Below are 20,711 nucleotides of genomic sequence, written 5' to 3' on the forward strand. Positions count from 1 at the left end.
GGTGCGCCCGGCGTCGGTTTCCGGGGCGGTCCGGACTTTCTGCTGTGACGACCTGGGGTAAAGCACTTGCCCGTTATCTGGTCGAGTGCGCATTCTGCTGGGGTGAGCAGCTATGAGGTCGTCTTGGAATCAGCGGGCACGCTGCACGGGCAGCTACAGCGCGGCCTGGGCCGTGCCGCCCGGCGCGCGGCGGACGAGCCGGGCGCGGGCGAGTACGTCTACGACTGCGTCCGCCGGGATCCGCGCTGGGATCCGCAATGCGAGGATCGGGGGCTCTACTACGCCCGGCTGATGGTGGACCTGGAGTTGCCGGTCGGGCCGGTCGCCGAGCACCTGTTCGATCCGGCCGACGCCACCGACGACGGCGACTGGCGGGCGCAGCTCGCCCTGGACGTGCTGGCCGACCTGGTGCGGCTCAGCCGCCGCGAGGCGGCCCTCGTGCTGCGCCAGTACGCCGACGAGGGCGCCCAGTGGTTCGACGCGCTCGACGCCCTGGCGGGGCTGCGCGACCCGTCCCTGACGCTCGGCCTGGAGGGCCTGGTGGCGGCGCGGTGCGACGACGTCGAGCTCGACCTGCTGGTGGCGGGGCCGCGCAACCCGGTGGTCGAGACCTGGGCGGCGGGGCAGCCGCGGATAGCCCAGGCCCTGGAGCGGCGCCGGGGCGCCGCCCTGGGCCGCCGTCCCGGCGCCGCGTCGGGACGGCGGGCCGAGCGCAGCGAGACCGAACTCCTCCAGCTCGCCAGGGGCCGTGACAACGACGCCGTGGCGGCCATCTTCGAGCTCGGGCGCAGACGCGCCCTCGGCCTGCTCGACCTGGCCGAGGAGCTGCTCCCCCAGCGGCCCAGCAGATTCGGCGGCGCGGTGTGCCGGGCGCTGTGCGAGTACGGGCCCGAGGCGCTCCCCCGCGCACGCGCGTGGGCGACCGCGCGCGGCGGCTGCGCCGACATGGGGCTGCGCATCCTCGCCCGCCACGGCACCCGGCAGGACATCCCGCTGCTGATGAGCGAGCTGCGCGCGGCGCTCGACCGGCGCGACTGGTCCGCCGCCGCCGGGCCGATCGAGGGGCTGGGACGGCTGCGCGCGGGCGAGGCCGTCCCGCTGCTGAAGTCCGCCTGGACCGAATCCGCCTACGCCTACCTGCGGCCCCGCGTCCTGACGGCGCTGACCCGCACCGCCCCGCACACCGCCGAGTCCTACACCGTTGAGGGGCTGTGGGACTGCGAGGAGAAGGTCCGCGACGAGGCCGCCCGGTTCGCCCCGCTGACCGACGAGACCCGGATCCGCCTCCAGCGGCTCCAGCACGACGCCGCCGAGGACCATGAGGTCCGCGCCACCTCCGCCGCGCGGCTCATGACCTAGGGGCCCCCGCCCCGGCCCGGCGGACGCCGTCGGCGGCGAGCTCTGACAGGTTCATCGCCGCCGCACGGCGCACGGCCGGGATCTGCCCGGCCCCCCGCAGCAGCAGGTTGCGGACCCACCGCTGGGACGAGCCGTCGAGCGTGGCGGCGCGGGTCAACCGGTCGGTGAAGGCGACCACGCCTTCGGCGACCGGACGGCGCGCGGCCTCGTAACCGTCCGGCCCGGCGCCGGGCCGGAGCGCGGCGGTGAGCCGCCCGGCGAGGTCGGCCGCATCCTGGATGCTGGTGTTCATGCCCTGGCCGCCCAGCGGGCTGTGCACGTGGGCGGCGTCCCCCGCGAGGAAGATCCGGCCGTCCCGGAAGCGGTCGGCGAGACGGCGGTGCACCCGGAACCGCGAGCTCCACTCGACCTCGGTCACCCTGGCCCGGCTCCTCATCGGCCCGCGCGCGTCCAGGATGGCCCGCACGTCGTCCAACCTCAGACGCTCGGGCGCCGGGCCAGTGACGGCGGCGACGACCCGGGTGCGACCGCCCGGCAGCGGCGCCACGATGGCGGGCCCGGCGGGCGCGAGGAAGACCGCGGCCTCCTCGCGGCCGAGCGCCCACTCCATCCGCACGTCGGCGAGCACGAACGACAGGGGGTAGGCGGAGCCGGTGAAGCCGATGCCCGCGTGCTCGCGCACGGCGCTGTGCATCCCGTCGGCGCCGACGACGTAGCGGGCGCGGATCGTCTCGCCGGACGCCATGGTGGCGGTGACGCCTCCGGCGTCCTGCTCCAGGCCCGTCAGCTCGCAAGGGCGGTGGACCCGGCCGCCGAGCGCGGTGAGCCGGTCCAGGAGCACCGCCTCGGTGACGTACTGCGGGACCATCAGCATGTAGGGGTGCGCCGTGGGCAGGCCGCCGAGGTCGATCGCCAGCAGGATGCGGTCGCGGTCGCGGATGGTGAAGCGCGGCACGATCAGCCCGCGTCCCACCAGCTCGGCGCCGGCACCGAGGCCGTCCAGGACCTCCATGGTGCGGGCGTGCACGACGATGGCGCGTGAGGTGGTCCCGCGCTCGGCCAGGCGGTCGACCACGACGGCGTCCACGCCGCGTGCGGCGAGGCCGGCGGCGAGCGCCAGTCCGGCGGGGCCCGCGCCGACGATCAGCACGTCGGCGCTCGTGGGGAGTGGGGCGGCCGGGGCGGCCCCGGCGGGGCGGACGGCCGGTTCCGGGATGCGGGGGCCGTTCTGGGTGGACATGGCGTCCTCCTTCGTCGACGTCCGTTGGCCAACAGCAGTTTGCCAACGGCTGTTGACCTCAACGCTAACCGCCCGCCGGACGTTTGCCAACACCTGTTGGCTATCCTTGTCCGGATGGCCTTCACCCAGCGCTCCGACCAGACCCGCACGGCGATCCTGACGGCGGCCCGGCGCCGCTTCGCCGCCGACGGCTTCGAACGCGCGACCATCCGCGCCATCGCCGCCGACGCCGGCATCGACCCGTCGATGGTCATGCGCTACTACGGCAGCAAGGACGGGCTGTTCGCGGCGGCGACCGACATCGACCTGATGGCGCCCGACCTCGGCGCGGTCCCCCGCGACCAGGTCGGGCAGACTCTGGTCCGGCACTTCGTCGAGCGGTGGGAGGGCAGCCTCTCCGACGAGATGCTGATCGTGCTGTTCCGCTCCTCCGTCACCAACGACATCGCCGCCGAGCGGATGCGCACCGTGTTCGGCGTCCAGGTCGCCGGGGCTCTCGCCCCCGTGGTGGCCGACCCGGCCGAGCTGCCCGCGCGGGCCGGGCTGGTGTCCACCCAGCTCCTCGGGGTGGCGCTGTGCCGCTACATCCTGTGCCTGCCCCCGCTCACCGGCCTCGGCGCGGACGCGCTGATCGCCAACATCGGTCCCACCGTCCAGCGCTACCTCACCGAGCCGCTCCCCCGGTGACGGGACGGGCGCGCGGGTCACCGCCTGGTACTACTTTCCGGCCCCGGACGTTCGGTCTCAGGGAGGGGGGCCGGCGGGACGGCCGCCCGTAGACTCGGTGCCATGATCTCCCCCGTCCGGCGGAAACTGGCCCTGCTCCCTCTAGTGCTGCTGCCCCTGGGCACCGTGGCCGCCTGCGGCGGCGAAGGCAGCAAAACCGACTGCGGCGCCCGCTCCTGCACCATCACCTTCGATCGCGGGGTGGACGCCAACGCCTCCATCCTCGGCGTCAAGGCCGAGCTGATCGGCGTGGACGGCCGCTCGGTCACCCTGAAGGTGGCCGGGCAGCGGATCACCGTGCCGGTCGGCGAGAACGAGCAGGCCGACGGCTTCGACGTCTCGGTCCAGTCGGTCACCAAGGACCAGGTGGTCGTGAAGATCGCCAACAACGGCTGACGCCCGGACCGTCGTCCCCCCCGCGTAGGCTCCCGCGCATGATCGAGATCGACACCGCGCAGCGGCGGGCGCGGCTCGGCCGGCGGCACCGGCTGGCGGCCGGCGACCGCACCGACGACGTCCGCGAGATCGTCCGGTCCATGGTGGCGCTGCACGCCAGCGACCCGGCCTCGGTCTTCCTGGCGGTCGCGGCGCGCAGCGTCACGGCGGGCCCCGGCGCGGTCGAGCGTGCCCTTTACGACGACCGGTCGCTGCTGCGGATGCTGGCGATGCGGCGGACGATGTTCGTGGTGCCGGCCGAGTTCGTCCCGGCCGTGCAGGCGTCCACCGCCGACGCCCTGGCGGCCAGGCAGCGCCGCACCTACTCCCGGTTCGTCGAGCGGGCCGGCGTCGTCGACGGCGACGCCGCCGCCTGGTTCGCCGACGTCGAGGAGGCGGCCCACCGGGCGCTGCTGGCCCGCGGCGAGGCGACCGGCGCGCAGCTCAGCGCCGACGAGCCGCGGCTGCGCACCCAGGTCGACACCTCGCCCGGCAAGCCGTACTCGCGCCCGACCGGCATCACCACCTGGGTCCTGCTGACGCTCGGCTGCGCGGGGCGCATCGCGCGCGGGCGCCCCAACGGGTCGTGGTCCAGCAGCCAGTACCGGTGGGCGCCGATCGAGACCTGGTTCCCCGGCGGCATCCCCGGCACGCCGCCCGCCGAGGCGCGGGCCGAGGTCGCCCGGCGCTGGCTGCGCGCGTTCGGCCCCGCCCCCCTGTCGGACCTGAAGTGGTGGACCGGCTGGAGCGCCGGCGACGTCAGGAAGGCCGTCGCCGCGCTGGACGTCGTCGAGGCCGGCCTCGGCGGGACGACCGGGCTGGTGCTCGCCGACGACACCGAGCCGGTCGCGCCCGCCGAACCGTGGGCGGCGCTGCTGCCCGCGCTCGACCCGACCCCGATGGGCTGGCAGGACCGCGGCTGGTTCCTCGGCGGACACGGGCCCGCCCTGTTCGACAAGACCGGCAACATCGGCCCGACCGTATGGTGGGACGGCCGCGTCGTCGGCGGCTGGGCCCAGCGCGCCGATGGCGAGATCGCGGTGCGGCTGCTGGAGGACCCGGGCGCCGAGGCGAAGGCGTCGATCGAGGCCGAGGCCGCCCGCACCACCGCGTTCTACGCCGACGTCCGCGCCGTCCCCCGGTTCCGCACCCCCCTGGAACGCGAACTGACCGCCTGATCCGCGAAGATGTCGGCATGCCCGCCGAACGGATGCTCCCGAGCCCCGAAGCCGAAGACCTCATCGCCCTGACCCGCGACCTCGCCCGCAGGGAACTGGCGCCGCGCGCCGCCGCCGCGGAGGAGGCCGGTGCGTTCCCCCGCGAGATGTTCCGGCTGCTCGGCCGGGCCGGGCTGCTCGGCCTGCCCTACCCCGAGGAGGACGGCGGCGGCGGCCAGCCGTACGAGATCTACCTCCAGGTGCTGGAGGAGATCGCCTCGGTGTGGGCGTCGGTCGCCGTCGGCGTCAGCGTGCACACCCTGTCGTGCTTCCCCCTGTCGGCCTACGGCGCCGGCGAGCAGCGCGAGCGGCTGCCCGCCCTGCTGGCCGGCGACCTGCTCGGCGGCTACGCGCTGTCGGAGGCGCATGCCGGGTCCGACGCGGGCGCGCTCAGCACCCGCGCCGTCCCCGAGGGCGACCACTACCGGATCACCGGCACCAAGACGTGGATCACCCACGGCGGCGAGGCCGACTTCTACGTCCTCTTCGCGCGCACGTCCGACGACGGGGGCCGCGGCATCTCCTGCTTCCTCACCGAGGGGCGGATGCCGGGCCTGACCTTCGGGCCGCCCGAGCGCAAGATGGGCCTCACCGGGTCGACCACCGCGCAGCTCCACTTCGACGGCGCCGCCGTGCCCGCCCGGTGGCGGCTCGGCGCCGAGGGGCAGGGGTTCCCGATCGCGCTGTCGGCGCTCGACTCCGGGCGGCTCGGCATCGCGGCGTGCGCGGTCGGGCTGGCGCAGGGCGCCCTCGACCACGCGGTGTCCTACGCGACCGGTCGCGAGCAGTTCGGCCGCCCGATCATCGACAACCAGGGGCTCTCGTTCCTGCTGGCCGACATGGCGGCGGCGGTGGAGTCGGCGCGCGCGACCTATCTGGACGCCGCCCGCCGCAAAGACCGCGGGCTGCCGTTCGCGCGGCAGGCGTCGATCGCCAAGCTCGTCGCGACGGACGCGGCGATGAAGGTGACGGTCGACGCGGTCCAGGTGCTCGGCGGCTACGGGTACACCCGCGACTTCCCGGTCGAGCGGCACCTGCGCGAGGCGAAGGTGATGCAGATCTTCGAGGGCACCAACCAGATCCAGCGGATGGTCATCGGCCGGCACCTCGCCGCCGACGCCCGGAAGCGGCGCTGACCGCCCCGCGTCCGGGATCGGCCGGCCCGCCCCCGACCGCGGACCTCCCCTGACCTCCGACCGGGCGTAGCCGGGCGGGGACGCGGGTAGGTGATCATCGCCTGGCGGACGCGACGGGGGGCGCGCGTGGTGGAGGGCGGGACGGGGGACGGTGCGGCGCGTCCTCCCGCACGGGCGGCGCCGCGGGTCCCGCCGCACCGCGGGGAGGGCGACCGCGAGCGGCTCACCGCGTTCGGGGGGCTGGCGGCGCTGTCGCTGGACGCGTTCAGCTCCGTCGCGTACGGGCCGGAGGCGATCGTCCTGGTGCTCGTCGCGGCGGGGGCCGCCGCACTGCGGTTCACGCTGCCGGTCGCCGCCGTGATCGCGGTGCTGCTGGTGGTGCTCGTGGTGTCCTACCGGCAGGTCATCGCCGTCCACCCGGACGGCGGGGGCTCCTACGCGGTCGCCCGCAGGGACCTCGGGCAGCCCGTCAGCCTGCTGGCGGCGGCGAGCCTGCTCGTCGACTACGTCCTGACGGTCGCGGTGAGCCTGTCGGCGGGCGCGGCCAGCATCGCCTCGGCCTTCCCGGTCCTGTCGGGGCACCTCCTGGAGATGGCGCTGTGCGGGCTGCTGGTGATCGCGGGGGTCAACCTGTGGGGCATCGCCGAGAGCGCGCGGGTGCTGATGCTCCCGATGGCGGCGTTCGTGGTGCTGATCCTCGGGATCGTGGCCGCCGGGCTGGTCCGCGGGCATCCGGCGGCGGTGGTCGGCGGGGCGCGGCCGGTCCACGCCGTGGAGGCCGTCGGCATCGTGCTGATCCTCAAGGCGTTCTCGGCCGGCTGCTCGGCGCTGACCGGGGTGGAGGCGATCGCGAACGGCACCCCGGCGTTCCAGGAGCCGCGGGTCCGCCGCGCGCAGCACACCGAGATCATGCTCGGCGTGCTGCTCGGGGCGATGCTGCTCGGCCTCGCCACCCTGATCACCCGCGACCACGTGGCGCCGCGCGCGGGCGTCACGGTGCTCGCGCAGCTGTCGGCCGGGGCGTTCGGGGCGGGCTGGCTGTACTACGCCGTCAACCTCGTGACGGCGCTGATCCTGGCGCTGGCGGCCAACACCAGCTTCGGCGGGCTCCCGGTGCTGTTCAGCCTGCTGGCCCGCGACCACCGGCTGCCGCACCTGTTCGCGCTGCGGTCGCGGCGGCCGGTGTTCCGGTTCGGGATCGTGACGCTCGCGCTGTTCGCGGCGGTGCTGCTCATCGTGGTCGACGCGGCCACCGCGCGCCTCATCCCGCTGTACGCGATCGGGGTGTTCATCGGCTTCACGATCAGCCAGACCGGGCTGGTGCGGCACTGGTGGTCCACCCGCCCGCCGCGGTGGGCGGCGCGGGCCGCGCTGAACGGCGCCGGCGCGGCGATGACCGCGACGGCGACGGCGGTCTTCCTGGCCAGCAAGTTCACCGAGGGCGCCTGGGTGGTGGTGGTGATCATCCCGCTGGTGATGCTGCTGTTCGCCCGGATCCAGGCGTTCTACCGCGCGGTGGACCGCGAGATCGGCGCGGACCTGGTCGCCGCCCCGGCGCGGAACCCCGCCGAGGTGGTGATCGTGCCGGTGGCCGGCATCGACCGGCTGACCGGGCAGGCGCTCGGGGCAGCGCTGACGCTCGGGCTGGAGGTGATCGCGGTCAGCGTGCACACCGAGGCCGACCAGGCGGCGGCGTTCCGCGAACGATGGGACCGATGGGACCCGGGGGTGCGGCTGGAGACGCTGACCAGCCCGCAGCGGTCGCTGATCAGGCCGATCATCACGTTCGTGCGCGAGAAGCACAGCGACCGGCCGGTCGCCGTGCTCGTCCCGGAGGTCGAGCCGCGGCGCTGGCGGTACCGGCTCCTCCAGGACCCGCGCCCGGCCATCCTGGTGACGCTGCTGCGCACCGAACTCGACGTCATCGTCTGCACCTACCCGTACCGGCTGACGACGCGCTGAGGCGGACGCCAGGGCGAGGCGGGCGCCCCAGGGCAAGGCGGGCCCGCCGTCCGGAGATCAGCCGGCGGCGGCCCGGGCCCTGCCCGCCGAACGGCGGCGGGTCACCGCGATGACCGCGATGGCGAGGACCGCCGGGCCCGCGACGCCGACCGCGCCCAGGAACGCCAGGCCACGGTAGGTGCGCACGGTGCCGTCCGGGGTCACCAGCAGCCCGCCGCCCTCGCCGCGGCAGGTGAGCCGGGCGGGGCCGGTGAGCGGGGCCTTGAACGTCGCGGTGTAGCGGTAGCCCGGATGGCCGGCGGCGCTCCAGGAGTTCTCCCGGGTGAGCCTCAAAGGCCCGGACGCCCCGGCGAGCGCGACCGCGCACCTATACGGGCTGGAGGCGTGCTCGCGCACGTAGACGAAGTAGGTGCGGCCCTCGGCCAGCCGCACGGTCACCCCGATCCGCGGGTCGCCCGACACGACGGGCCCGTCCGCGGCCTCGACGTCCTCCCAGGTGCAGGCGAGCACCCCGAGGAACCCGGCGGAGGCGGCCAGCAGCAGCACGGCGGGCAGGGCGTACCAGCCCGCCCTGGGCCGCACCGGAGGAGGGTGCGGCCGGCCGGACGGCGGGGGCCCGGGAGGCGCAGGTCCCGTCGGCGTGTTCGGCCCGGCCCACATCTCGGTCCTCCCCGTTCTCCCGTACGGAGAAGATCCTGCGGCGCTGCTCTGTCGCCGACACGATCCCAGAGAACCCCGCCCGCCGCCAGACGGGCCCGCCCGCACTGACCGGCCCGGCGCGGCGGGCCGGTGACGTCCCGTCCGGGAAGCGAAGAGGGGCACGTGCCGAACCCGCCCGACCTCCCGCTGGGGACCCCGGCCTGACCGGCGGGTTTCGCAACCGGGTATTCTGACCGGCATGATCGGGTTTACGACGGGGCTGCGCATGGTGCTGTTCACCATGGCGCTCACCTGTGTGGACGACGCGCTGTGTCGCCGCTGACGCTCCCGCCCGACCCTTCCTGACCCGCCGCCACCGCGCGTGCGCGCCCTGCCCGCGCCCACCTCCGCGTCCGGCCGGGTCACCCCCACTCCCCCTGGAGCCCCTCGTGTCGACGACACTTCCCTTCCTGCGCCCGCCCTCCCCGGCCGTCACCTCCGTGCCCGCCCCCGTCCCCGAAGACCTCCAACCGGTCCGCCGCGCGCCGCTGCTGATCGCCTCGCTCGGCTCGCTCGCCCTCACCGGCTACGTCTGGGCCGAGCACGGGGCCAAGCAGGGCGTGCTGCTGCTCCTCGGGCTCGGCCTCGGCATCGCGCTGTTCCACTCCCGGTTCGGCTTCACCTCCGCGTGGCGGCAGCTCGTCGCCGTCGGCAACGGCACCGGCCTGCGCGCGCACGCCCTGCTGCTCGGCACCACCGCGACCCTCTTCGCGCTGATCATCGGGACCGGCACCGGGCTGTTCGGGACGGCGCCGCAGCCGTCCGGCGGCGACCTCGGCGTCGCACTGCTCGCCGGGGCGTTCCTGTTCGGCATCGGCATGCAGCTCGGCGGCGCCTGCGCGTCCGGGACGCTGTTCGCGGTCGGGTCCGGCCAGTCCACCATCCTGCTGACGCTCGGCGGCTTCATCGCCGGCTCGATCCTGTACTCGTGGCAGTTCGACCTGGTCGACGACCTGCCGTCGGTGCCCGGCGTGCTGCTGTCGGACCACCTCGGCTGGTTCGGCTCGTGGGCGGTCACCCTCGCCGCGCTCGCCGGGATCGTCGCGCTGACCCGGGCGGTCCAGGCCCGCCGCACCCCGCCGCCGGTCGGCGCGGTGCCCACCGCCCGCGGCCCGGTCCGCGCCGTCCGCGGCTCCTGGCCGCTGCTCGCCGGGGCGCTGGTCCTGGCCGTGCTGGGCGGCGCGGTGCTGCTGGTCTCCGGCGGAGCCTGGGGCATCACCAGCGCGTTCGCGCTCTGGGGCGCCAAGTTCCTCCAGTTCATCGGCCTGCACCCGGAGACGTGGAGCTACTGGGAGCAGCCAAAGCAGGCGCAGATGCTCGCCGGGCCGGTGCTGGCCGACAAGACCAGCCTCACCGACATCGGGATCATGCTCGGCGCCGCCGTCGCGTCCGCCGCGGGCGGCGCCTGGACGCTGCACCGCGGGATGCCCTGGCGCACCGCCGTCGCCGCCGTCCTCGGCGGGATCATCATGGGCGTCGGCGCCCGCCTGGCCGGCGGCTGCAACATCGGCGCCTACCTCGCCGGGATCGCCTCCGGCAGCCTGCACGGGTGGCTGTGGGGCGCGGTCGCGCTCGCGGGCACCTGGGTCGGCCTGCGCGCCCGCACCCTGTTCGGCCTCGCCAACCCCGCCCCCAAGGACAGCGTCTGCTGACCCCGCCTCCTCCCGGCCCGGCCCGAACGGGTCGGCCCCGCCGAACCGGCCGGTGGCGGCGGCACGCCGGTCGACCGCGCCCGCCGCTCGGCTCCGGCCGGGACGGACGGTCAGAGGCGGGCGGCGACGGCCCCGGCCAGCCGGTCGGCGGCGCCGGGGCCGAACTGGAGGTAGAGGTTGGGCTCGGCGAGTTCGAGCTCGATCACCACCGGCGACCCGTCCGGGCCGGGGACGAGGTCGACGCGGGCGTAGAGGAGGTCGGGGCCGCCGGGGACGGCGGCCAGGGCCCATTCGGCCACCGCGAGCTGCTCGGCCGTCGCCTCGGCGGCGGTGACCTGCCCGCGGGGGCCGCCCGGGACGACCGGGCCCTCGACGCCGGCGCCCGCCGTGAGGATGGGCGCCTTGCGTCCCGCGTGGCTGAACGCGCCGTCCAGGAACACCAGCGCGGTCTCGCCCTCGGTGTCGATGGCCGACAGGTACGGCTGGACCATCGCGGTCCGGCCCCCCTCGCGCAGCGACCGCAGGTGCGCGCGGGCCGCCGCCTCCTCGCCGGGACCCCAGCGGGCCGTGTCGCGGCACCCGATGGAGACCGCGGGCTTGACCACGTACTCGGGCCACTCGGCGGGGACCCCGGACGGGTCCCACAGCGTCGGCACGACCGGAACTCCCGCGTCCGCGAGCTCGCGCAGGTAGCGCTTGTCGGTGTTCCAGCTCAGCACGTCCACCGGGTTGAGCAGCCGGGGAAGCCCCCGCGCCCAGGCCAGGAACTCGTCGCGGCGAGTGGTGTAGTCCCAGGTCGACCGGATGATGACCAGGTCGTGGGACGACCAGTCGGCCGGGCCGTCCCAGACGACCGGGTCGGCGGCCAGGCCGGCCCGGTCGAGGGCCTTGATCAGGGCTTGCGCGTCGTCGCTGCCCTCGGGCAGCCACGAGCAGGTGGCCAGGGCGATGGTCACGGGGGGGTCCTAACGGACGGGGTGGCCCCCGGCGCGGAGGGCGTCCTTCACCTCACCGATCTTAAGGTCGCCGAAGTGGAAGACGCTGGCGGCCAGGACGGCGTCGGCGCCCGCGTCGACGGCGGGCGCGAAGTGCTCCAGGGCCCCGGCGCCGCCGCTGGCGATGACCGGCACCGACACCGCGGCCCGGACCCGGCCGAGCATCTCCAGGTCGAAGCCGTTCTTGGTGCCATCGGCGTCCATCGAGTTGAGCAGGATCTCGCCGACGCCGAGCTCCTCACCGCGGCGGGCCCAGCCGACCGCGTCGATGCCGGTCCCCTTGCGGCCCCCGTGCGTGGTCACCTCGTAGCCGGACTCGGTGCCCGCGTCCGTCCGGCGGGCGTCGACCGACAGCACCACGCACTGCGAGCCGAACCGGTGCGCGGCCTCGCTGAGGAACTCGGGACGGGCGATCGCGGCGGTGTTGACCGACACCTTGTCGGCCCCCGCGCGCAGCAGCCGGTCGATGTCGTCCACCGCCCGGACGCCGCCGCCGACGGTGAGCGGGATGAACACCTCCTCAGCGGTGCGCCGCACCACGTCGTAGGTGGTGGAGCGGTCGCCGCTGGAGGCGGTGATGTCGAGGAAGGTCAGCTCGTCGGCGCCCTCGGCGTCGTAGCGGCGGGCCAGCTCGACCGGGTCGCCCGCGTCGCGCAGGTTCTGGAAGTTGACGCCCTTGACCACCCGCCCGGCGTCGACGTCCAGGCACGGGATCACCCGCACGGCGACACTCACTTGACCGCCGCCAGCGCCTCTTCGAGGGTGAACGCCTCGGCGTACAGGGCCTTGCCGACGATCGCGCCCTCCACCCCGTCCGGCACCAGCGCGGCGAGGGCGCGCAGGTCGTCCAGGGACGAGACGCCGCCGGAGGCGACCACGGGCTTGCCGGTCCGGGAGCAGACCTCGCGGAGCAGCTCGACGTTCGGGCCGCGCAGCGTGCCGTCCTTGGTCACGTCGGTGACCACGTAGCGGGGGCAGCCGTCGTCCTCCAGGCGGGCCAGGACCTCCCACAGGTCGCCGCCCTCGCGGGTCCAGCCGCGGGCGGCCAGGGTGGTGCCGCGGACGTCCAGCCCGACCGCGATCCGGTCCCCGTGCGAGGCGATGATCTTGCGGCACCAGGCCGGGTCCTCCAGCGCGGCGGTGCCGATGTTGACCCGCGCGCAGCCGGTGGCGAGGGCCGCCTCCAGCGAGGCGTCGTCGCGGATGCCGCCCGACAGCTCGACCTTCACCTCCAGCCGCCCGGTGACCTCGGCGATCAGCTCGCGGTTGGAGCCGCGCCCGAACGCGGCGTCCAGATCGACCAGGTGGATCCACTCGGCGCCCGCGGACTGCCAGGCCAGCGCGGCGTCCAGGGGCGCGCCGTAGGACGTCTCGGTGCCGGCCTCCCCCTGGACCAGGCGGACGGCCTTGCCATCGGCGACGTCGACTGCGGGAAGGAGCGTCAGAGTCATGCGAGGACCTCATCGGGGCTGGTGACAGGGACTCGCGCCACGGCGGGCGCGTTCAGGCGAGGGTGGAGAGCCAGTTGCCGAGGACCTCGGCGCCGGCGTCGCCGGACTTCTCCGGATGGAACTGGGTCGCGCACAGCGCCCCGTTCTCGACAGCGGCGACGAACGGCCCGCCGTGCTCGGCCCAGGTGACCAGCGGCGGGGTGAGCCGTCCGGCCGGGTCGGGCTCCAGCTCCCAGCGGCGCACCGCGTAGGAGTGCACGAAGTAGAAGCGGGTGGCGGCGTCGAGGCCGCGGAACAGCACCGAGTCCTCGGGCGCGGCGACGGTGTTCCAGCCCATGTGCGGCAGGACCGGCGCGTCGAGCCGCTCGACGGTGCCGGGCCACTCGTCGCAGCCCTCGGTGGTGACGCCGTGCTCGACGCCCTTGCCGAAGAGGATCTGCATGCCGACGCAGATGCCGAGGACGGGCCGGCCGCCGGCCAGCCGCCGCCCGATGATCTGCTCGCCGCGGATCGCGCGCAGCCCCGCCATGCAGGCGGCGAACGCGCCCACGCCGGGGACGACCAGGCCGTCGGCGTCGAGCGCGGCGTCCCAGTCGGCGGTCACGGTGACCTCGGCGCCGGCGCGGGCGACCGCCCGCTCGGCCGAGCGCAGGTTGCCCGAGCCGTAGTCGAGGACGACGACGCGGGGGGTCACAGCCACATCACCCCCGCCGTCGCGGCCAGCACCGCGAGGACCAGGACGATCAGCGCGGCGATCTTCAGCCCCTGCTTGACGAAGCTGTAGACGCCCATCAGCAGGAACACCGCGACCGCGAAGACCACGACGTTGCCATAGGTGAAGTGCAGTCCGCCGATGTCCACGGCTACAGGGCTCCCTTGGTGGACGGGATGCCGTGCACCTTGGGGTCGAGGGCGACGGCGTCGCGCAGCGCGCGGGCCAGCGCCTTGAACTGGGCCTCGACGATGTGGTGCGCGTTGCGCCCGTACGGGACGTGCACGTGCAGGGCGATCCGCGCGTTGGACACGAACGACTCGAAGATGTGCCGGGTCATCGTGGTGTCGTACTCGGGCCCGATCATCGGGGCCATGCCCGCAGGCTCGGCGTGAACCAGGTAGGGGCGGCCGGACACGTCCACCGTCACCTGCGCGAGCGCCTCGTCCAGCGGGATCGAGACGTCGGCGAAGCGGTGGATGCCCGCCTTGTCGCCGAGCGCCTGCCGGAACGCCTGGCCGAGCGCGATCGCGGTGTCCTCGATCGTGTGGTGGCTGTCGATGTGCAGGTCGCCGGCGGTCTTGACGGTCAGGTCGAACGACCCGTGCTTGCCGAGCTGGGCCAGCATGTGGTCGAAGAACCCGACGCCGGTGGCGACGTCGACCTGCCCGGTGCCGTCGAGGTCGATCTCGACCAGGACCTGGGTCTCCCCGGTCCCGCGCTCGACTCTGCCCTTGCGCGTCACAGACTCTCCTTCAAAGCGGTGCGGAAGGCGGCCATCTCGTCCGGGGTGCCGACGCTCACCCGCAGCCACTCGGGCGGGCCCACCTCGCGGATCAGCACGCCCCGCTCCAGCAGGGCCTCCCAGACGCGGCGCCGGTCGGGGAACGTCCCGAACAGCACGAAGTTGGCGTCGGAGTCGGCCACCGTGAGCCCCTCGGCGCGCAGCCACGCGACCAGGTCGTCGCGCTCGCGGCGGAGCGCGCCGACGGTGCCGAGCAGCTCGTCGCCGAACGCGACGGCGGTGCGCGCCACGGCCTGCGTGACCGACGACAGATGGTAGGGCAGCCGGACCAGCAGCAGCGCGTCGAGCACGGCGGGGTCCGCGGCCAGGTAGCCCAGCCGCGTCCCGGCCATCGCGAACGCCTTGGACATCGTCCGGGTGACGATCAGCCGGGGGCGGCCGGGCAGCAGCGACAGCGCCGACGGGGTGCCCGCGCGGCGGAACTCGCCGTAGGCCTCGTCGACCACCACCATGCCGGGCGCGGCGTCCAGCGCGGCCTCGATCGCCTCCAGCGGCAGGGCGGTGCCGGTCGGGTTGTTCGGCGAGGTGAGGAACACCACGTCGGGCCGGTGCTCCTTGATCGCCGCGACGGCCCGCTCGGGTTCGAGCCCGAAGTCCTCGGCGCGGTGCGCGTCGATCCACCGGGTGCCGGACACCCGGGTGATCGCCTGGTGCATCGAGTAGGACGGCTCGAAGCCGAGCGCGCTGCGGCCGGATCCGCCGAACGCCTGGAGGATCTGCTGGATGATCTCGTTGGACCCGTTCGCCGCCCACACCTGCCGGGCGGTCAGCGCGGCGCCGGGCGGGGCGCCGTCCAGGCTCTCCCGGTTCAGGAAGGCGGCCAGGTCGCCGCGGAGCGCGACCGCGTCGCGGTCGGGGTAGCGGTTGAGCGACCCGGCCACGTCCATGACGGCCGCGCCGAGCGCCTTCACCAGCCGCTCGGACGGCGGGTAGGGGTTCTCGTTGGTGTTGAGGGCGTAGGGAACGTCGAGCTGGGGCGCGCCGTAGGGCTTCTCGCCGCGCAGGTCGGCGCGGATCGGCAGGTCGTCCAGCGAGGTCACGACGGTACCTGCCCGCCGAACCGCGCCTTCAGGGCGGTGCCGTGCGCGGGCAGGTCCTCGGCTTCGGCGAGGACGACCACCCGGGCGGTGGCCTCGGCGAGCGCGGCCTCGTCGTACTCGACCACGTGGATCCCGCGCAGGAACGACTGCACCGACAGCCCCGAGGAGTGGCAGGCGCAGCCGCCGGTCGGCAGCACGTGGTTGGACCCGGCCAGGTAGTCGCCGAGCGACACCGGCGCGTGCGGGCCGACGAAGACCGCGCCGGCGTTGCGGACACGGGCGGCGACCCCGCGGGCGTCGGCGGTCTGGATCTCCAGGTGCTCGGCGGCGTAGGCGTCGACGACGCGCAGCCCGGCGTCGATGTCGTCGACCAGCACGATGCCGGACTGCCGGCCGGCGAGCGCCGCGGTGATCCGCCCGGCGTGCCGGGCGGCGGCGGCCTGGGTCCTCAGCTCGGCCTCGACCGCGGCGGCGAGCTCGGTGGAGTCGGTGACCAGCACGGCGGCGGCGAGGGTGTCGTGCTCGGCCTGGCTGATCAGGTCGGCGGCGACGTGCGCCGGGTCGGCGGTGCGGTCGGCGAGGACGGCGATCTCGGTCGGGCCGGCCTCGGAGTCGATGCCGATGACGCCCTTGAGCAGCCGCTTGGCCGCGGCGACGTACACGTTGCCGGGCCCGGTGACCAGGTCGGCGCGGCGGCACTCGGCGGTGCCGTGGGCGAACATCGCGACCGCCTGCGCGCCGCCCGCCGCGTAGACCTCGTCGACGCCGAGGAGCGCGCAGGCCGCCAGGATCGTCGGGTGCGGACGGCCCCCGAACTCCTTCTGCGGCGGCGAGGTGACGGCGAGCGAGCCGACGCCGGCCTCCTGCGCGGGCACCACGTTCATGACCACGCTGGAGGGGTAGACCGCCTGCCCGCCCGGCACGTACAGGCCGACGCGGTCGACCGGGACCCACCGCTCGGTGACGGTGCCGCCGGGCACCACCTGGGTGGTGACGTCGGTGCGGCGCTGGTCGCGGTGGACGAGCCGGGCCCGCCGGACGCACTCCTCCAGCGCGTCGCGGACGGCCGGGTCGAGGGTGGCCAGCGCCCGGTGGATCACCGGCACCGGCACCCGGGCGGACTCCAGGTCGACGCCGTCGAAGGCCCTGGTGTGCTCCCGCAGCGCCGCCGAGCCGCGATGGCGCACGTCCTCGCAGATGGGCCGCACCTTGTCCAGGGCGGCCTCGACGTCCAGTTCGGCGCGGGGCAGCACACTGCGCAGGTCGCCGGGGAGCGGGCCGCGCAGATCGATACGGGAGATCACCCGAACAGTCTACGGAGTGGGACAGGCGCCCCGTGCACCATCTCACCAGCCGAGACGCCCGCTGGGAGGCCGCGGGCACCCGCCCTCGGGGCCCGCCGGGATCACACCGTGAGGGTGCCGTCCAGGACGATCACGGCCGTACCCGAGAGGATCACCCGGTCGCCGCGCAGGGCGGTGCGGACGTACCCGCCGCGAGCGGACGCCTGGTAGCCGACCAGGGCGTCCCGTCCGAACCGCTCGCTCCAGAACGGGGCGAGCGCGCAGTGCGCCGAGCCGGTGACCGGGTCCTCGCCGTCGCCGAGCAGCACCCCCGCGGCGAAGAAGCGGGAGACGAAGTCGTGCGCCTCCCCCGGCCCGGCGGCGGCCGTGACGATGATCCCGCGCGCCTCGATCCGCCCGAGGGCGGCGATGTCGGGGGCCAGGTCGCGGACGGCGGCCTCGCCCGCCACCTCCACCAGCAGATCGTTCTGGGAGGTGCGGCCGGTGCGGAGGGCGGCGGTGCCGAGGGCGGCCGCCAGCCCCGCGGGGGCCTCGGCGGGCTCGGCCGGGGAGGCGGGGAAGTCCATCTCCAGCACGCCGCCGGAGTCGCGGGTCACGGTGAGGACGCCGCTCTCGAGCGTCCGGAAGCGGATCGTCCCGCCGGCCGGGACGGCTCCGGTGGCGAACAGCGCGTACGCGCTCGCCATGGTGGCGTGCCCGCACAGCGCCACCTCCGTCAGCGGGGTGAACCAGCGCAGCTCGAAATCGGCGTCCGGCGCCTCGATCGGGCGGACGAACGCGGTCTCGGAGTGCTTCATCTCCATGGCCACCCGCTGCATCCACCCGGGGTCGGCCTCGTGCTCGAGCATGCAGACCCCGGCGGGATTCCCGCTGAAGGGGCGGTCGGTGAAGGCATCGACGACGAGCATTCTCATGGTCCCGACCCTAGGCCGTGTTTCAAAGCCCGGCCCGGCGTCCTCGCCTGGCGGCTCGGACACCGACCTGGCTTGGGCGAGCGCGACATCGCTCCGCGATCTGGCCGATGGGGCTCGCCTCCGGCTTCGCCCCACCGGCCAGGTAACACGCTCGCGCGACGGCCGAGGCACTCTGAGACAGACCCTAGCCGCGGCCCGGCGCGCACGGCAGGGCCGTTCCGCGGAAGTGGCCCGGTTCCGGGACGGAACTTCAGATGGTGACAATCCGGCCATTTCAAGATCATCGAGCGCCGCGTACCCTGGCCGTGAGGGGCGCGCGCCCGGATCGTCCCCCCGAGGCTGGGAGTCACCGTGACCGACCGGCTTGCACTGTTCCCGCTGGGCACGGTGCTGTTCCCGGGACTGGTGCTCCCGCTGCACCTGTTCGAGGACCGCTACCGCCTCCTGGTCCGCGACCTGCTCGCCCGCCCCGAGCCCCGCGGCATCGGAGTGGTCGGCATCGAGCTCGGCCACGAGGTGGGCGAGGGCGCGGCGCGCCGGCTCGCCGAGGTGGGCTGCGTCGCCGAGCTGACCGAGGTCGTCCCGCACCCGGACGGCCGGTACGACATCGTGACGGTCGGCAGCCGCCGGTTCCGGCTCAAGGAGATCGACCGCACGCTGCCCTACCTGCGGGGCGAGGTCGAGTTCCTCCCCGAGGAGCCCGGCGCCGAACCCGAGAGCGCGGCCCGCCGGGCGCGGCACCAGTTCCGCCTCTACCGGCAGCGGCTCGGCATGATGGGCATCGGCGGCGCCTCCGGGCCCGGCTCCGGTCCCGAGGGGGACGAGGGCGCTGAGGGGAGCGGACCCGACGGGCTGCCCGCCGACCCGGTCCGGCTGTCGCACTTCATCGCGGCCTCGATGGTGCTGGACGGCCACGAGAAGCAGCGGCTGCTGGAGGCCGAGGACGCCACCCTGCGGCTGCACGCCGAGCGCGAACTGCTGGCCCGCGAGAACCGGCTGCTCGACGTGCTGCCCGCCGTTCCCGCCGGCCAGTTCCTGGACGGCTCGTTCACCTCCAACTGAGCATCCCGCCCGGTCCGGGCCCGCCCGGTCCGCGGCCGGTCCGGTCCGCGGCGCGGGTGATCATGATCGCGGGGCAGAATGGTCGGCATGAGCGCAGCCAAGCCCACGGGGAGTAAGGGGACTCCGGCCACGGTCGCCGCGGCGGAGGCCGAGATCGACTACACCCTGCACAGCTACGAGACCGCGGCCCCGTCCGCCGCGGCCGACCCGGGTTCGTACGGCCGGGCCGCCGCCGACGCCCTCGGCGTGCGGCACGAGCGCCTCTTCAAGACGCTGCTGGCCGACGTCGACGGCGCCCTCACCGTGGGCGTGGTCCCGGTGTCGGCGACCCTGGACCTGAAGGCCCTCGCGGCGGCCACCGGCGGCAAGCGGGCCCGGATGGCCGACCCACGCGACGCCGAGCGCGCCACCGGGTACGTCGTCGGCGGGATCAGCCCGCTCGGGCAGCGCAGGCGGCTGCCGGCGGTGGTGGACGCCTCGGCGTCAGGGTTCGCGACGGTCTACGTCTCGGCCGGGCGGCGCGGGCTCCAGATCGAGCTCGCCCCCGCCGACCTCGTCCGGATCACCGGCGCCGGCCTCGCCGACATCGCCCGCGGGTAGGCGCTTGATGAACAGCTCCAGCAGCCCGTACGCGGCGACCGCCAGCAGCGGCCAGAAGACCAGGACACCGGTGGCGCGCAGGTCGGCCGGCCCGGTGACGACACGGCCGTCGGGCGCGCCGCGCACCGCGGTGTGGAACCCGCCGAGGCCGATCTGATGGCCGACGCGCCACGCCAGCACGGACGCGACCGCGCCGCCGACCGCGAGGCCGAGCAGCAGCGGGACGTCGTTGTCGCGCCCGCCGCGCAGATAGGCGAGCGCGCCGCAGCCGACGCCGGCCGCGGCGGCGATCAGCGCGAAGCGGGCGTCGATCCCGATGGGGGCCTGTCCCTCGGGGTCGGCGAGCAGCGGCCGGCCCTGGATGACCACGAACCGCACCGCGGGGACGACCGCGTACCACAGCAGCCCGGCGAGCGGGCCGAGCAGCGCCACGACGGCGCTGGTCACCACCCAGGTCCGCAAGGCCCTCCCGGTCGGTCGCCGCACCTCGTACGCTCCTAGCTGGAAGGTGCTGCCCGGCGCAGCACGATCATGTTCCCGACCCGTCCTCCGGCCGTCCGGGGGCCCGCCCCCGGAGACACACCGACGACGAAAGCCTAGCCTGCCCAGGTCAACCGAACGACACGTGCCCCGAGTCCGATTCACGCCCCCGAACGGCCCTATTTTCTGGGATAATGTGCCCGACATGTCCGGATTCAGCTCCGCGTTCGAACGCCTCGGCGCCGCCCTCGCCGCGGTCGTCCTCCAGCAGCAGGAGACTCTCGCCGAGTTCCTGCCGCGCGAGGACTGGAGCGCCGATCTCACCGCGCGCACGTACGCGAGCGGAGGGGTCTCGGTACGGGTGTCGCTGCTCGGCAGCTACGCCGCCCGCGAGCGCACCTGGCTGTGGGGCTGGGCCAACCCGCAGTTCGGCGACGACCACCCGGCGGTCGGCCCGACGATGGTCATCCGCCGGCTCGGCGAGCGGCTCGGCATCCCCGAGTTCACCACCCCCGAGGTCGACCTGTCCTGGTACGAGGGGCCCGCGGGGCACGGCGGCGAGCTGATCGCGATGGCGGCCGGCGGGGTGCTCGGCGGCGGCGGCTACATCGGCGCCGGCTACGACGGCGGCTCGGCCTACCTGCACGTCGACGACGCGCAGGCCCCGCCCGCGCCGTGGGACCCGGTGCCGGTGCCGCGGCTGCTGATGAACGCGGTGAGCCTGTTCCCGCACGAGCCCCGGCTCACCCTCGCCCGGCTGCTCAGCCACCACCGGATCCCCTACCGGGAGGCCGACGGCCGGATCGAGCTCCGGCTCCCCGGCGGCGGCACCGCCCGCGCCCACTTCGACGGGCTCGGCCGGTTCGTCGACTGGGAGGCCGAGCTCAGCCCCGCGGCCCTCTGAGCCCGCGGCCCGGTGGAC

22 protein-coding genes are annotated in these 20,711 nt (G+C 75.0%); 10 read left to right on the forward strand and 12 right to left on the reverse strand.

What is annotated here, in order from left to right:
- The first annotated feature begins 102 nt into the window (after positions 1-102).
- Complete coding sequence (locus QP090_RS02210) at positions 103-1,359, forward strand: hypothetical protein (protein ID WP_285936739.1); 1,257 nt, start codon at positions 103-105, stop codon at positions 1,357-1,359.
- Here the strand turns inward: QP090_RS02210 and QP090_RS02215 are convergent.
- Positions 1,349-2,599 (reverse strand): FAD-dependent monooxygenase, encoded by a 1,251-nt coding sequence (locus QP090_RS02215; protein WP_285936740.1) that lies wholly within the window; start codon positions 2,597-2,599, stop codon positions 1,349-1,351. The two genes, QP090_RS02210 and QP090_RS02215, sit on opposite strands and share 11 nt — an antisense overlap.
- A 114-nt stretch (positions 2,600-2,713) precedes the next feature.
- Here QP090_RS02215 and QP090_RS02220 point away from each other — a divergent pair, with 114 nt between their 5' ends.
- From QP090_RS02220 to QP090_RS02240, 5 genes are all read left to right on the forward strand, one after another.
- The gene (locus tag QP090_RS02220; protein WP_285936741.1) at positions 2,714-3,286 is read left to right on the forward strand and encodes a TetR/AcrR family transcriptional regulator; all 573 of its coding nucleotides are present in this window, start codon (positions 2,714-2,716) and stop codon (positions 3,284-3,286) included.
- A 102-nt stretch (positions 3,287-3,388) separates the two neighbouring features.
- A complete protein-coding gene (locus QP090_RS02225) occupies positions 3,389-3,721 on the forward strand; it encodes a hypothetical protein (RefSeq protein WP_285936742.1) in 333 nt (110 codons plus the stop codon).
- A gap of 38 nt (positions 3,722-3,759) precedes the next feature.
- Positions 3,760-4,938: a winged helix DNA-binding domain-containing protein gene (locus tag QP090_RS02230; protein WP_285936743.1), complete on the forward strand. Its 1,179-nt coding sequence runs from the start codon at positions 3,760-3,762 to the stop codon at positions 4,936-4,938.
- 17 nt (positions 4,939-4,955) lie between these two features.
- Positions 4,956-6,113, forward strand: a complete 1,158-nt coding sequence (locus QP090_RS02235; protein ID WP_285936744.1) for an acyl-CoA dehydrogenase family protein — start codon at positions 4,956-4,958, stop codon at positions 6,111-6,113.
- Between the two features lie 90 nt (positions 6,114-6,203).
- Complete coding sequence (locus QP090_RS02240) at positions 6,204-8,075, forward strand: APC family permease (RefSeq protein WP_285936745.1); 1,872 nt, start codon at positions 6,204-6,206, stop codon at positions 8,073-8,075.
- Positions 8,076-8,132: 57 nt separating this feature from the next.
- Here QP090_RS02240 and QP090_RS02245 read toward each other — a convergent pair whose 3' ends face one another.
- Complete coding sequence (locus tag QP090_RS02245; protein ID WP_285936746.1) at positions 8,133-8,657, reverse strand: hypothetical protein; 525 nt, start codon at positions 8,655-8,657, stop codon at positions 8,133-8,135.
- A gap of 506 nt (positions 8,658-9,163) precedes the next feature.
- Here QP090_RS02245 and QP090_RS02250 point away from each other — a divergent pair.
- Entirely contained in the window at positions 9,164-10,426 is a 1,263-nt protein-coding gene (locus QP090_RS02250) for a YeeE/YedE family protein (RefSeq protein ID WP_285936747.1), read from the forward strand.
- 110 nt (positions 10,427-10,536) lie between these two features.
- On the opposite strand, the gene QP090_RS02255 is transcribed toward QP090_RS02250, so the two are convergent.
- The 9 genes from QP090_RS02255 to QP090_RS02295 all read right to left on the reverse strand — a co-directional run bounded on the left by QP090_RS02255 (position 10,537) and on the right by QP090_RS02295 (position 17,647).
- Positions 10,537-11,382 carry an ATP-grasp domain-containing protein gene (locus QP090_RS02255; protein WP_285936748.1) on the reverse strand — a complete coding sequence of 282 codons (846 nt, stop codon included), beginning with the start codon at positions 11,380-11,382 and terminating at the stop codon, positions 10,537-10,539.
- A 9-nt stretch (positions 11,383-11,391) separates the two neighbouring features.
- Entirely contained in the window at positions 11,392-12,156 is a 765-nt protein-coding gene (gene hisF / locus QP090_RS02260) for an imidazole glycerol phosphate synthase subunit HisF (protein WP_285936749.1), read from the reverse strand.
- Complete coding sequence (gene priA, locus QP090_RS02265; RefSeq protein ID WP_285936750.1) at positions 12,153-12,872, reverse strand: bifunctional 1-(5-phosphoribosyl)-5-((5-phosphoribosylamino)methylideneamino)imidazole-4-carboxamide isomerase/phosphoribosylanthranilate isomerase PriA; 720 nt, start codon at positions 12,870-12,872, stop codon at positions 12,153-12,155. Before priA ends, hisF begins: the two co-directional genes overlap by 4 nt.
- A gap of 52 nt (positions 12,873-12,924) precedes the next feature.
- Positions 12,925-13,566: an imidazole glycerol phosphate synthase subunit HisH gene (gene hisH, locus QP090_RS02270; protein WP_285936751.1), complete on the reverse strand. Its 642-nt coding sequence runs from the start codon at positions 13,564-13,566 to the stop codon at positions 12,925-12,927.
- Entirely contained in the window at positions 13,563-13,733 is a 171-nt protein-coding gene (locus QP090_RS02275; protein WP_285936752.1) for a hypothetical protein, read from the reverse strand. The genes hisH and QP090_RS02275 overlap by 4 nt, the downstream gene beginning before the upstream one ends.
- Before the next feature lie 2 nt (positions 13,734-13,735).
- A complete protein-coding gene (gene hisB, locus QP090_RS02280) occupies positions 13,736-14,329 on the reverse strand; it encodes an imidazoleglycerol-phosphate dehydratase HisB (RefSeq protein WP_285936753.1) in 594 nt (197 codons plus the stop codon).
- Positions 14,326-15,429: a histidinol-phosphate transaminase gene (locus QP090_RS02285; protein WP_285936754.1), complete on the reverse strand. Its 1,104-nt coding sequence runs from the start codon at positions 15,427-15,429 to the stop codon at positions 14,326-14,328. The genes hisB and QP090_RS02285 overlap by 4 nt, the downstream gene beginning before the upstream one ends.
- Complete coding sequence (gene hisD / locus QP090_RS02290) at positions 15,426-16,733, reverse strand: histidinol dehydrogenase (RefSeq protein WP_285936755.1); 1,308 nt, start codon at positions 16,731-16,733, stop codon at positions 15,426-15,428. Before hisD ends, QP090_RS02285 begins: the two co-directional genes overlap by 4 nt.
- 101 nt (positions 16,734-16,834) lie before the next feature.
- Complete coding sequence (locus tag QP090_RS02295; protein WP_285936756.1) at positions 16,835-17,647, reverse strand: PhzF family phenazine biosynthesis protein; 813 nt, start codon at positions 17,645-17,647, stop codon at positions 16,835-16,837.
- Positions 17,648-17,998: 351 nt separating this feature from the next.
- Between QP090_RS02295 and QP090_RS02300 the strand changes: the two genes are divergently transcribed.
- Together QP090_RS02300 and ybaK are read left to right on the forward strand one after the other, a co-directional pair.
- Positions 17,999-18,709, forward strand: coding sequence for an LON peptidase substrate-binding domain-containing protein (locus QP090_RS02300; protein WP_285936758.1), 711 nt, complete (start codon positions 17,999-18,001; stop codon positions 18,707-18,709).
- 87 nt (positions 18,710-18,796) lie between these two features.
- On the forward strand, positions 18,797-19,309 hold the full coding sequence (gene ybaK, locus QP090_RS02305; protein ID WP_285936759.1) for a Cys-tRNA(Pro) deacylase: 513 nt from the start codon (positions 18,797-18,799) through the stop codon (positions 19,307-19,309).
- Here the strand turns inward: ybaK and QP090_RS02310 are convergent.
- Complete coding sequence (locus tag QP090_RS02310; protein ID WP_285936760.1) at positions 19,193-19,795, reverse strand: hypothetical protein; 603 nt, start codon at positions 19,793-19,795, stop codon at positions 19,193-19,195. The genes ybaK and QP090_RS02310 overlap by 117 nt on opposite strands.
- Positions 19,796-19,994: 199 nt before the next feature.
- Here QP090_RS02310 and QP090_RS02315 point away from each other — a divergent pair, with 199 nt between their 5' ends.
- Positions 19,995-20,693: a DUF6882 domain-containing protein gene (locus QP090_RS02315; protein WP_285936761.1), complete on the forward strand. Its 699-nt coding sequence runs from the start codon at positions 19,995-19,997 to the stop codon at positions 20,691-20,693.
- Positions 20,694-20,711 lie beyond the last annotated feature (18 nt).

Source organism: Actinomadura xylanilytica, from assembly GCF_030283145.1.
In the GTDB taxonomy this organism is placed as follows: domain Bacteria; phylum Actinomycetota; class Actinomycetes; order Streptosporangiales; family Streptosporangiaceae; genus Spirillospora; species Spirillospora xylanilytica.